The sequence below is a fragment of the Aquiflexum lacus genome, from assembly GCF_015476655.1.
GTDB classification, from domain to species: Bacteria; Bacteroidota; Bacteroidia; order Cytophagales; family Cyclobacteriaceae; genus Aquiflexum; species Aquiflexum lacus.
This window is the reverse complement of sequence record NZ_JABFHF010000047.1, coordinates 18,815-31,515: the sequence shown is the minus strand read 5'-3', so window position 1 is coordinate 31,515 and position 12,701 is coordinate 18,815. Positions and strand designations below refer to the sequence as shown.

General features: G+C 38.1%; 14 protein-coding genes. 2 read left to right on the top strand and 12 right to left on the bottom strand.

What is annotated here, in order from left to right:
* The first annotated feature begins 125 nt into the window (after window positions 1–125).
* Together HMJ38_RS24340 and HMJ38_RS24335 are read left to right on the top strand one after the other, a co-directional pair.
* A complete protein-coding gene (locus HMJ38_RS24340) occupies window positions 126–2,120 on the top strand; it encodes a urocanate hydratase (protein WP_194977056.1) in 1,995 nt (664 codons plus the stop codon).
* Between the two features lie 451 nt (window positions 2,121–2,571).
* On the top strand, window positions 2,572–2,856 hold the full coding sequence (locus HMJ38_RS24335) for a hypothetical protein (protein WP_317174592.1): 285 nt from the start codon (window positions 2,572–2,574) through the stop codon (window positions 2,854–2,856).
* Between the two features lie 99 nt (window positions 2,857–2,955).
* On the opposite strand, the gene HMJ38_RS24330 is transcribed toward HMJ38_RS24335, so the two are convergent.
* The 12 genes from HMJ38_RS24330 to HMJ38_RS24275 all read right to left on the bottom strand — a co-directional run bounded on the left by HMJ38_RS24330 (window position 2,956) and on the right by HMJ38_RS24275 (window position 12,667).
* Window positions 2,956–3,348 (bottom strand): hypothetical protein, encoded by a 393-nt coding sequence (locus tag HMJ38_RS24330; RefSeq protein WP_194977055.1) that lies wholly within the window; start codon window positions 3,346–3,348, stop codon window positions 2,956–2,958.
* A gap of 203 nt (window positions 3,349–3,551) precedes the next feature.
* On the bottom strand, window positions 3,552–4,049 hold the full coding sequence (locus HMJ38_RS24325) for a CPBP family intramembrane glutamic endopeptidase (RefSeq protein ID WP_194977054.1): 498 nt from the start codon (window positions 4,047–4,049) through the stop codon (window positions 3,552–3,554).
* Between the two features lie 843 nt (window positions 4,050–4,892).
* On the bottom strand, window positions 4,893–5,102 hold the full coding sequence (locus tag HMJ38_RS24320) for a hypothetical protein (protein ID WP_194977053.1): 210 nt from the start codon (window positions 5,100–5,102) through the stop codon (window positions 4,893–4,895).
* Window positions 5,103–5,119: 17 nt separating this feature from the next.
* Complete coding sequence (locus tag HMJ38_RS24315) at window positions 5,120–5,809, bottom strand: hypothetical protein (protein WP_194977052.1); 690 nt, start codon at window positions 5,807–5,809, stop codon at window positions 5,120–5,122.
* Complete coding sequence (locus HMJ38_RS24310) at window positions 5,796–6,440, bottom strand: hypothetical protein (RefSeq protein ID WP_194977051.1); 645 nt, start codon at window positions 6,438–6,440, stop codon at window positions 5,796–5,798. The genes HMJ38_RS24315 and HMJ38_RS24310 overlap by 14 nt, the downstream gene beginning before the upstream one ends.
* Complete coding sequence (locus HMJ38_RS24305; RefSeq protein ID WP_194977050.1) at window positions 6,424–6,597, bottom strand: hypothetical protein; 174 nt, start codon at window positions 6,595–6,597, stop codon at window positions 6,424–6,426. The genes HMJ38_RS24310 and HMJ38_RS24305 overlap by 17 nt, the downstream gene beginning before the upstream one ends.
* 166 nt (window positions 6,598–6,763) lie before the next feature.
* Window positions 6,764–7,408: a CPBP family glutamic-type intramembrane protease gene (locus tag HMJ38_RS24300; RefSeq protein ID WP_194977049.1), complete on the bottom strand. Its 645-nt coding sequence runs from the start codon at window positions 7,406–7,408 to the stop codon at window positions 6,764–6,766.
* Window positions 7,409–7,612: 204 nt separating this feature from the next.
* Complete coding sequence (locus HMJ38_RS24295; RefSeq protein WP_194977048.1) at window positions 7,613–7,936, bottom strand: HTH domain-containing protein; 324 nt, start codon at window positions 7,934–7,936, stop codon at window positions 7,613–7,615.
* A gap of 70 nt (window positions 7,937–8,006) precedes the next feature.
* Window positions 8,007–10,160: a peptidase domain-containing ABC transporter gene (locus tag HMJ38_RS24290; protein ID WP_194977047.1), complete on the bottom strand. Its 2,154-nt coding sequence runs from the start codon at window positions 10,158–10,160 to the stop codon at window positions 8,007–8,009.
* A gap of 11 nt (window positions 10,161–10,171) precedes the next feature.
* Entirely contained in the window at window positions 10,172–11,347 is a 1,176-nt protein-coding gene (locus HMJ38_RS24285) for an HlyD family secretion protein (RefSeq protein ID WP_194977046.1), read from the bottom strand.
* Between the two features lie 245 nt (window positions 11,348–11,592).
* Entirely contained in the window at window positions 11,593–11,757 is a 165-nt protein-coding gene (locus tag HMJ38_RS24280) for a hypothetical protein (RefSeq protein ID WP_194977045.1), read from the bottom strand.
* Window positions 11,758–11,887: 130 nt separating this feature from the next.
* Complete coding sequence (locus HMJ38_RS24275; RefSeq protein ID WP_194977044.1) at window positions 11,888–12,667, bottom strand: peroxiredoxin family protein; 780 nt, start codon at window positions 12,665–12,667, stop codon at window positions 11,888–11,890.
* Window positions 12,668–12,701: the final 34 nt, after the last annotated feature.

The window sequence follows — 12,701 nt, the reverse complement described above, 5'->3', positions numbered from 1 at the left end:
TAATATTCTGATAATTAAACAACATTTTTTATAGGCCAAACTTAGTATGACAAGGGTAAGCCTAATTAAGTAGCAAGCATTAATTCTTAATTCAAGATTTTTGAACTAATCAAAAGAATCAAATTATGACCTTCCAAGAGCAAATTCTCCAAGGCATCCCTCCTACCTTACCTCCCAAAAAGCAGCCAAATCCTGATTTCTCCCATGCCCCTAAACGAAAGGATATCTTAAGCATGGAAGAGAAGAAACTGGCGGTGAAAAATGCACTACGTTATTTCCCAAAAAAATGGCATGCGGAACTGGCGCGGGAATTTTTTGAAGAATTGCAGGAATATGGAAGGATCTATATGTACCGTTTTATGCCGGATTATGAGATATATGCCCGACCCATTTCTGAATATCCTGCTCAAACCCAACAGGCAGCAGCCATCATGCTCATGATCCAAAATAACCTTGATCTGGCAGTGGCGCAACATCCACAGGAGCTGATTACTTACGGTGGCAATGGGGCAGTTTTCCAAAACTGGGCGCAATACCTGCTGACCATGCAGTACCTTGCCGAGATGACGGAGGAACAAACCCTCCACATGTACTCCGGCCATCCCATGGGACTTTTTCCTTCTTCCAAAGATGCCCCAAGGGTAGTGGTCACCAATGGCATGATGATCCCCAATTATTCCAAGCCTGATGACTGGGAAAAATACAATGCTCTTGGAGTAACCCAATACGGACAGATGACCGCAGGTTCCTATATGTATATTGGCCCGCAAGGGATAGTCCACGGCACCACCATCACGGTGATGAATGCCTTTAGAAAAAAACTTGGTGCAGCCGTCAATCAAAAGGGTAAGGTCTTCCTTACCGCTGGATTGGGTGGCATGTCCGGCGCCCAACCAAAGGCCGGGAACATCGCAGGCTGCATCACCGTCTGTGCCGAGGTCAATCCAAAGGCAGCCCACAAAAGACATGAACAAGGTTGGGTGGATGAATTGATGGAAGAATTGGATAAATTAGTTGATCGGGTGAGAAGTGCCCAAGAAAATCAGGAAGTAGTTTCTATCGCTTTTTTGGGCAATGTGGTGGATGTATGGGAGAAATTTGATGAAGAGGACATCATGATAGAACTCGGATCGGATCAGACTTCTCTCCACAACCCTTGGGCCGGTGGATACTATCCTGCAGGTCTGGGTTTCGAGGAAGCCAATGCCATGATGGCCAATGACCCGGAGCAATTCAAATGCAAAGTACAGGAATCCCTGCGCAGACAGGCTGCTGCGATCAATAGACATGCGGCAAAAGGAACCTACTTTTTCGATTATGGCAATGCTTTCCTTTTGGAAGCATCCCGGGCTGGGGCAGATGTGATGGCGGAGAATGGCATTGATTTTAGGTATCCCTCCTATGTGCAGGATATTTTGGGTCCCATGTGTTTTGATTATGGTTTTGGCCCATTTCGATGGGTTTGCACTTCGGGCAAGCCTGAAGACCTGGAGAAAACCGACCAAATAGCAGCCAAAGTACTCCAAGAAATCATGGCCTCCGCCCCTACCGAAATCCAACAACAAATGCAGGACAATATCAAATGGATCAAAGAAGCAGGTAATAACAAACTGGTGGTGGGTTCTCAAGCCCGTATCCTCTACGCCGATGCAGAAGGTAGGACCAAGATCGCCCAAGCTTTCAACAAGGCTGTACAATCCGGAGAAATCTCCGCTCCCGTAGTCCTGGGCAGAGATCACCATGATGTCAGTGGCACGGATTCCCCATTCCGGGAAACCAGCAATATCTACGATGGCAGCAGATTTACCGCCGATATGGCCATCCACAATGTGATCGGTGACAGTTTCCGTGGCGCGACCTGGGTCTCCATTCACAATGGCGGCGGTGTAGGCTGGGGCGAGGTCATCAATGGGGGATTCGGAATGCTCCTCGATGGTACGGCAGAAGCTGACCGAAGGCTACAATCCATGCTCTTCTACGATGTCAACAACGGGATTTCACGAAGGGCTTGGGCCAGGAATGATGAGGCTTTATTTGCAATAAAAAGGGAAATGGAAAGGACACCGGGATTGAAGGTGACGGTGCCGGAGATGGTGGATGAGGGGGTTTTAGGATTTTAGGAGATGATTTTTAAAAAAAATATTTTTCAATTTTTGCCTTCTTTCCTGGTTCTATTTTTAATTACAAACATTAATGAAAGAATGGAAAGTATTGCATAAACTAATGCAGATACAATTTTATTTGTTTGAATAGCTCCAAATAAATAAAAATCATCATCATTGCTCATGAAAAAAATTATATAAATGCAATTCATCCCCCAAACAGTAAATGATATTATAAATAGTATAGACGCAAAATTTTTGATATTTTAAAAGAGTTTAAATGAAGAATCAAGATTTATATTTTTAAACTACCTAATTGAAAAGACCTAAGTTCTATTTTGGTTGGGCCCTATCACATCGTATCGATAACCGTCAAGGCCATCGCAATCACCATTCTATGAAAAGCCAGTAACTACGACACAGTGATTCCCATTCATGCAACTCCTCAAAAATCAATTCCTAAAACTTCCTGATAATTTTAACAATTTTCCTTTTTCCCCCATATCTGGGGGGTGACATTTTCCGCTGCGCAACTTGGGTATCCATCCACAACGGCGGCGGTGTAGACTGGGGCGAGGTCATCAATGGAGGTTTCGGCATGCTGCTGAATGGTATAGTAGAAGCTCATCGAAGGCTGCAATCCATGCTCTTTTATGATGTGAACAACGGGATTTCAAGAAGGGCTTGGGCCAGAAATAAGGAGGCCTTGTTTGCGATAAAGCGAGAAATGGAAAGGAAAGGAAAACGGGATTAAAGGTGACGGTTCCGGAGATGGTGGATGAGGGGGTTTTGGGGTTTTTGATTTAATTGTTTTGGATGGAAATTGAACCATGTTGACTAAATCAGTTTAAAATCAAAAAATAGACGGTCGAAGCTTCTTTGTTGTCCATTCCAAAAGAATGATCCATAAAAACCCTAATGAAAACCCTAGGATTTTAGTATAGATAGTTACTCCCTCAGCGTTTGCAAATCCCAGTAAATTAATGACAAAAAAGAAGATCACAGGATAGAGATAAGGCAAAAAAGACCATTTTTCGAAGACTTTGTTAGGTTTGAAAACATACAACAAACCATAAACCAAGGCAAGCCTTAAAATCAAATGCTCCTCTCCAATAATTTGCTCTAATTCAGCATAAAAAATTAACCCGACTATTGAAACCAATACATGAAGGAATGCAATAAGCCTTTTATTGGTAAAAAAGATTGGTTTTGATTGATCTGGAAGAGTCAATTTATCGTTCTGCATTGCCAAGCATCTAGTTTTAATTTTTGAAAATTTACAAAAAAAGAGAAAAAGAAAGAATGCTTTTTTCGCCTTGATAAATTAAATAAACGTTTATTTAATCGGATAACATCTTCTAGAAGAATAATTTTTTTCCATAATCGCATCAGTATAATCAAAAAATTGGAGGGTTTGAAGTGGTTACATATTGCATTAAAATTAGTTTATCATTTCATTTTCGACCAATTCCATTTGAATCGTAAAAATTGCTGATTGGGTGGACCTGACTTTAAAAATACAATCATCAATATGATTATAAACCTCATCATAATCCCCAAAACACTTCCTTCAGGACCTTGATCGCCACCGTTGAAAAATATATCAGGAGTTATCTCAAGAGACAAGATCCCTTCTGAAGGCATACCTGAAACAGGAAATCCAAAAACAGCCCCTTGGATAAAGTTCCATGAAAAATGTATGGCAGTTGGAACCCAAATACTTTGAAATTTCACAAAAGCAAATCCGTACATAATCCCACCTAGGAAGTAGCTTAAGAAATACAAAAGGTTTTCGGGAAGATGGGCAAATGAGAATATGATAGCGGTCAATAGTACTGTCCCAATCTTGTTCTTTACCAAATAATAAACACTTGAAAAAATCAATACCCTAAAAATAAATTCTTCAAAAACAGCTGTTGCAAAATCAATTGGAATGCTTTTTAGCAAAAGTTGAATATCTCTTGGTGAGCCAACCGAAATCAAATCCCGATTTATATTCAACCAGACAACCGCAGCAAAAAGAAACAAAATCATTGAGAAAAAAAGAAAGCTAATTAGGAGGTTATTCTTTGAAATTGAAATACCAAAGCAGGTTAAAAAATGATTTCGGTTTTGAATGATTAAAACAAGGCCATAAATACATAGTATAAGCCCACCAAAAATAATAGGGAAACCAATATCTTCAATCATATTTATTTTGTATCCATATTATTCTAAATATGTGACTTGTATTTCCCAAGTATATGTCCATCATGGTATGCTAGGAAACTCGCAATTCCTAAAATCACAATGAATTAAACAATTATCATTTTTGATTTGCAGGAGGATATCAACTCTACCCTATTTTAAATCCTTCGATAAATCTCTCCCAATAAATCGTATAATAAATTATCACACAAAGTAATGCAATTCCAAAAATAAATATCCAGAATGATTTCCTCATAAAACATAGCGTTTAAAGGGAGCTCTTGATGCACTCCTACTTTTTGATATTTAAGTCCATCCGTTCATTTTCAACCTTATTTAAGACGCTCGATAAATCTGTCACTGATATCCTATAAAATATGCACCATAAGCAATTCGTGTATTACTTCCTTCATCCATCCCCCTTTAATCTCCTGCACCTCCTCAAAGGAAAGAAGGATTTTATGATTAATTAATACAAAAGATTCATTTATGATCAGTCGAAAAGGTGTTGATTATACTTACCATCTTGAAATTGCGGCAAATAAAAAATGAAAAAATCTAGATCGTTTTTTTCGATCTAGATTTTTTGATTAAAATGTCGAACTATTTAGTAGCCCCATGAGTGCCAACTCCTGTAACCCCACCATATCCAGGAGAAGGTGAAGCTTTGAAATCTTGCCAAGCATCTTTAATGTCACACCAAACCTTATGGCCAGCTTGACCCAACTTGTAAAAGATGGAATCTCCTCCACCACTAATTCCCCTCATCTCTTGATCTGATAGACCCATAAAGAATTTTTCAGTTACTTTCATTTTATTTACAATTTAAATTAATCAGCAATTAAAGAGGCTGACATCTCTTGTTCAAATAGTAATATAGTTGTATAAATGATAATCAATAAAACTCCATTTATTAACCCATGATGTAAAACTCCAGCGAAAAAACCATACCTAGAATGAACAAAAAACAAAATGAATCCTGTAAAAAATTGGGGAAATAAACTTAATAGTAAATTGGATAAGTGAAAACTATGAAGATCTTCGAATTTAAAAATATGGAAAATTGCAAAAAACAAGGAAGAGAATAGCAATAGAAAAATTTTATTTTGATACAATTTTGATGAAAAAAATATTGAAAGAAGAAAAAATATATAAGATAAAAAAACTAAAATTCTATGAAATGAAAAATCTGTTAGAAGAAAAAAGTAAATCATAACTGCGATGATACTCCAAGAAATATTTTCTCTTTTTGAAACAAAAGACCGATGAATGAACTCTTCAAAAAAGGGAAAAACCATGACAGCCATTATAAAAAAAATAACAAACCCATTTTTAAAGTCAGAAATATCAAAACGACCTGAGTCTATTACACCAGATTCTAAGTAAGAATTAAATACACCGAATAAAATTATCACACCTAAATTGATTCCAAATAATATAAAATAACCGAAATCAATATTCTTGATTCCATGTTTTTTTAAGATAGAATCATTCCTTAGCAGAACATTAAATTGAAACACGGACATATTCAATTAAAATTAACAATGAGTTATGTAAAATATGATAAAATACAGAATATCTAAATCCGAATTTTCTAATGAAGCAGACAATAACACCTAATACAAATTGCGGCAAAAAAAGGATAGGTAAGTATATGAACCCTGACACCAGTTCATTAACAGGGTAATTCACGATATGGAAAATTGCAAAAACACCACCATTTAAAATAGAAATAACTAGAGTTTTATCTCTTTTTTTAGAAATAAAAATAACATGAACAATAAAAACAATTATAAAGGTGATGTTGAAAACCCAATGATAATTTAAATAAATAATATAAAGTATTAGTAAAATTAAAGGAAGAATAACCTTTGAAATTTTTTCACGAACCCAAAAACGAAAAACAAATTCTTCAAAAATCGGTAAAACAAAACCAAAAAAAACAATAATAAACAAAAAATCCTCCTTGAAATCGATCCCATCACCTGGATTTGAAAAATTATTACTCAAATCAAAAAAATCTACTATGTTTACTAAAACAAGATTAAAAAAGAGAAGGGAGAAAAAAACAAAGGTTCTTTTCTCAAAATATAGATTGAGTGGAAAGGGTGAAACTACACCCTTTTTTTCCTGTTTATTTTTTACATTCACAGTCAACAGAATTCCAGCCGTCCACAAATTCATTTACAGAATCTTGAATCTCTAGAGCTGTGTATAAATATTTTATAGCTTCCCAAATTTTTTTTATACTAATTCCGCCTGAGATTTCTAAAGATTCATTCATAGTTAATTCTTTAAACTTTTCCATAATTTAAACAATTTTCCTTTTTCTCCCAACCTTTTCCGGGCGTTGGGTTTTCCCAATCTCAGTCTGCCTGATTTTTAGCTAGCATCGTTTCCGGCTTCTGATCATGATTCTAAATTACTTTTGCTCCATGCATAAAAACAGCACAAAATAAAAGATTTTTATTTTTTTAAGGTTCATAAAAAAAAACAGCAGGAATAATCAAAACTGCATTATAAACCCCATGAAAAATAATGGCCCATTTCATGCCATGGTTTAATCTGATATGACTTAAAACCAATCCAACTACAAACTGAATAGCAACTAAAAAGGGAACCCAATAAAAATACCTCCCATAATCAAAATCGATAAAATTGCCCATATGGACCAAGGCAAATAATGCCGAAGAACTATATACAACAATTTTAAGATTTGGCTTTTCCCCTTTAGATATCTTTACATATAGAAAAATCAAATACCCCCACAATAAAATAACAGGATACCAGAGTTCATCAATCATAAATATAGATAATACCAAACCCCACCAAATGGAAGACTTCTTAAGGTCCAGGTGAAGCCTAAAAATAGGTTCTTCTATCAATGGCGCCAAAAATATGGCAAAAATCGCCAACACCCATTTATTTTTTTCCATGAATTCCTTCATGATATGTTCAAACTGATCTATTCCTACCCATTCTAAGAAATAACCATACGGTACCACTGTAAACATGGTGATCAGCAGTAGGAGAATGAAATCACTGATTTTAATATCACTATAATTCTCTGCACCATAAGGTGCTTTCAAAAAGGTCAAAAGATTTTCGAATGTTTTCATATTTATAAAATTTAGAAATTAGTGAAATAGTTAATACTCATAATGGTTATCCTTTTCTTTGCCAGTAACCCAATTCTCCACTACAAACATGTCGGAAGTCCGATTTACCGAATATTTTAGTTTTCTAGCGAGAATTTTATTGAATTGCCATTTTACTAGCATCATTGCATACATACATTAAATTCATCAATCAAGGGAAAAACTCTATGGTTTCCATTGGGAAATATTTGGGGTAAATGATCTGCCTAAAGATAGTGCACCACCAAGTACCTTACTGACATCAGTGGGCTCTAAAACTTCAAACCTCCAATAAATCCGGATCTGTTTTTGACTGACAAACACAAAGCTGTTTAATCGCCGGGCGTACTGAATATCTACACCCATGTCATTTAAATATTCCAAATACACATACATCTGCCTCCTACTCACCCCCAGTCTCTCTGCCAATTCCTCGGGACTTCCCGTCCGCTGTTCCCTGACCAGCTTTGTCAAAAGCTGTAATCTTTCGATTTGCTTGATAAATTCCATAGTTTAGTTATTTAGATTATTACATTTAAAATTCGATATGTAATTCTTGGTACTTCGTACTTCGTACATTTTAAGCCAACACCACCAACTGCTTCCTGATCATTTCAAAATATTTGCCTTCCTTGGCCAATAATGTCGCATGGTTCCCCTCTTCGATCAGTTTCCCTTTGTCCAAAACAAACAGACAATCAAATTCCTGTACCGCTGCCAGCCTATGGGTAATGAAGATGATGGTCTTCCCGGATGTGGACAACATCCTAATGGACTGCTGTACAAATTGCTCAGAATCAGGATCCAGAGAAGCAGTAGCTTCGTCCAAAATCAATATTTCCGGATCCCGATACAATGCCCTTGCGATGGCAATACGTTGCTTTTGACCACCTGATAAGGCTGCCCCATTTTCTCCCAAATAGGTCCCGAAACCATTGGGGAGGCTTTCTATAAAACTCATCATACCCAGCTTATTGCAGATATGCACCACTTTTTGCATATCCGGTTGGTAATCACCCAAGGCAATATTTTCCAATACATTTCCTGCAAAAAGATCAATGCGCTGAGGCACAACAGAGACTATCTGTCTCAAACTGGAATTATTGATAAATTTGATATCATGATCTCCAATGTATACATTTCCCGACTGTAAGGGGTACAGGTTTTGGAGCAGAGATACCAAGGTACTTTTCCCTGAACCACTCTCCCCCACCACACCTGAGATTTTACCCTTGGGAAAGACCAAACTCAAACCTTCAAAGACATTCGCCCTTGAGCCATACCTGAAGCTTACTTGCTTAAAATAAATATCCCCTACATCCTCCTTTTTGAGAGGGAATGTTTCTTCCGAACTTTCCACTTCCAAATCCATAATCTCAAACAACCTGTCTGCTGCAATCAATGCATTTTGAATAGTCTTGTTCATTCCGATCAGGCTTGAAACAGGCCCTGTCAGATAGCCGGTCAAAGCATAAAAAGACATCAACTCTCCTGGAGTGATCTCATTTTTCAAAACATAGCCTGCTCCAACCCACAAGAGAATAATGGTAAATAGGCGCGAAACTGTTTCAGAAGATGTTCCTGAAAAAATATTGTTCAGCCCAGATTGGTAAACAGTCTTCAAAAGGGAAACAAATCTGATTTCGGTTTTGATATTGGCGTGGTCTTCTGCCCCAAAGCGCTTGATAGTTCCTGCTGCTGTGATGGATTCCACCAATTGGGATTCCAGTTCAGCAGATTCTTCCATAAGCCTTCTTTCAATCTTTTTATTGAGCCGATTGGTAATCCAATAAATAATGGCATACAAAGGCACCACCAATAGCATGACCAAGGCAAGTTTCCAATAAAAGGTAAACATCAAGGCAAATGAGAATATGACAATAAAAATATTCACCAAAAACCCAATCGATACATCATTGATAAAGGCCCGGATTTTAACGGCGTCATTGATCCTGGAAATGATCTCTCCAACCCGCATGGTATCAAAAAATCGCTGAGGCAGGGTTAAAAGGTGTTTGTAATACCCTAAAATCAAACGGGCATCTATGCGTTGGCCCACTTTGATAATAAACAAGGTTTTGAAAACTCCAATCAATATCTGAAGGATCAGCAAAATGACCATGGCCACTGAAAGAAGGTTAAGCAGATTGACATTTCTACCTATAAATACATGGTCAATGATTTTCTGAACATAGATGGACGTAGACAAACCTAAAATGGTGTAAATGACTGCTCCGATTAAAGACTGAAACATGACGCTTCGATGAGGGCGCACCAAAAACCAAAATCTGCTCCAGGTACCCACCTTTTGATTGATGGCTTTGAACTCATCGTTGGGCATCAACAAGACCAAAACTCCGGTCCACATTTCTTTAAACACTTCTGGAGTTACCTTATGCACTTGACCATCTCCGGGATCCATATACTCCACGATCTTATCATTTACTTTGTATAGCACCACAAAATGATGCAGCACTTTTTTGACGATGACATGGGCTATTACCGGCATGGGAACTTCTTTGAGTGCATCGAATTCGCCCCTTACTCCTTTGGCCGAAAAACCCATTTTAGTCGCCGCTTCAATCAGACCCAAGATATTGGTCCCCTTTTGATCGGTAGAAGCCATCTGTCTGATTTTTGCTACCGGCATTTCCAGATTGTAGTGTGAGGCCACAGATGCAAGACAGGCTGCCCCACAATCGGTAATATCCCTTTGTTTGACTTTGATACCCATATGATAAAAAATTAGATTTTATTTTGAACCTGAGGATTGAGCCAGTTATCCACCTTATCATAAAGCAACTGAAATAAAGACCTTCTCGCCACAATGAAACGGGCATTAAAAGTCATCCCTTTTTTGATATGCCCATCCTGGCCACTTGGTAAGGTCAAAAAAGCTGTATCCAACATACAGGTTACCAAAAAACCTGCTTCCCTTTTATTGATCAAAGTGAGGTCATCCGCAATATCAATCACTTTACCGTATGCCAAACCCCATTGATTATAATTGTAAGCATCAACCTGAAAGGTTACTTCTTGCCCCTTTTCTATAAATGCAATGTCGCTTGGAGAAATGTAGGTCACTCCTATCAAAGTAGTATCCGGTGATATTTCAGCAAGTTTTTGCTGAGGATGGATAAAATCACCTTCATTCAGGTTAAGTACATTGATCAGGGTGCCGTTTGTGCCAGCAATAATCTTGTACTGATCAATTTGCTCTGAAAAAACATCCAATTGGTTTTTTAGGCGTAATTTTTCATTCTGATGATTGATCAGTTCCTGTTCCCATTGATTGATCTGTTGCTTTTTGAGTAAATCTATTTGCGTCAATGACTGTTTGTACTGTACCTCAATGTTATCATAGTCAGCAAAGGCGATGGATTTACTATTGTAAAGCAATTGGGCACGATCAAAGTCCCTTTCCAACTTCTGAAGCAAAGAAGCTTGATTGTTGATTTTGGTCTGAAATTCCAAAAGTGAAGCCTGATAGTATTTGGATTTTAACGGGACCAGCGAAACAGCATACCCTTCCATATTCATCCTCAGTAATTTCCCCAAATCAAAAATAAAATCATCCAAAAGCACCAACCTTTCTCCCAGTCCCTGCATTTCCAACTGTACTACCTCTGCCCGAACTACAGCCAACACATCCCCTCTTTTTACCTTTTTATTTTCTGTCAAGGCCCAGTTTTCCAATCGCCCACCCACCGAACTCATCAAGGAATTTCGCTGAAGTGCCGATTGAAAAGTGCCCCGGGATTGTACCGCAACATCAACATATATTAATGGCAAAGCAGCAACTGCCGAAAGTAGAATAACCAGTAAAATCAAATAAATTGCCTGTGATCTGACACTGATACGGGAATCATAAACTTCCACCGTTGCATTTAAAATTGACGATGGGAAAACCTTTTTTTCCATAAAAATATTATTTAGGTTCAACTTAAAGCTTAGCTAAATATAAATTATAAAAAAGAATTTTCTAGGTCAGATAAAGAAGATAAACGTTTAATTAATCGTTTAATTTAAAAAATATTTGCTTTAATAATTTTGGGAAAGAAAGTCTAAAGAAAACTAAATTCAATTTGCCTACAGAATGATAATCGAAGAAGTAAAAAATATTAAGACTAAAATGATCTTATTAGAAATAACATATGGATCAAATATTATCTTTTGAAAGTCCTCCTTGCTCCAGGATAGTAAGTAAAGTTCCTGTTTTCAGCTCTTTGGGATGAAAGGAAATTCCCATTCGTCTTTAGCTCTCTAAAATCACTTCTATTTATAAAATCCCTCACCTTCTTCCAAAAAATCCACGCAGAGGAAATTTTCATGCACACTGGATTTGCAATACCATACCCCACAATTAAATCAAGAAGGAGAAGGCGCTTGTTTGCTCTGTCAAAATACAAAGTAGTTCTGCCATTAAGAACAAATAAGGTCTATACAGTCGCCGCTGTGGATTTATTCGGCGATAAGACTTTCAATTGCCGCTCGGATGCGCCCCATGTCATCTGCACACATGGCGTGCTGCCCGGAACCGTTGTCATCGTGGTACTCCATACCGGGATGGATAAATTGTATGACCCCGGACTTGTCCAGGATGAAGGTTACCGAAGTAGCCGGTCGCTTAGGACCTGTAAGCCACCATTCTTTTAGCGTGCCATTGCGCCAATCCCAGTCTATAGCTACCGGAAACTTAAAATCTCTGGCTTCAACCACACGCTGTACGCGCGCTACATCCAAAGGGTCATCTCTCCCGGCCTTGGGATGGTAAACCCCAACTAATGCGAAGCCTTGGTCGGCATATTCCTCGTAGAGCTGACGAAGCGCGGGGGCACTGCTTGCACAGAAAGGACAGGTGTCTGTAAACCAACGAACCAGAACGACTTTGCCTTTAAGATCTTCCAGCGTAAGGGGCTCGGAATTGATCCATCCATCAAACTGGAATGGTGGCGCTTGAACACCGATGCGGTCATCACCGGCATTCCTGTCCATAGATGACATGCTTGTAAGCCATTTCTCAATTTTAGCATCTGCCTCGTTCTCTGAAATCCCCTCTGCTACGAGAACCTCACGCTGATGCTCCCAAGACTTTATGATGACATAGTTTTTAACTGTGTCTGCCTTGGCGTGGTACATCTCAGGGTTTTGATTATTGGAACCTTGTGCAGAACAGGAGAGTATAGCAGCACAAATTGCCAATACCAAAAATTCCCCGAGTAAATTATTTGCCTGTTTCATGATGTTTTTCTTTTAGATCTGGTTGGTATTTTAT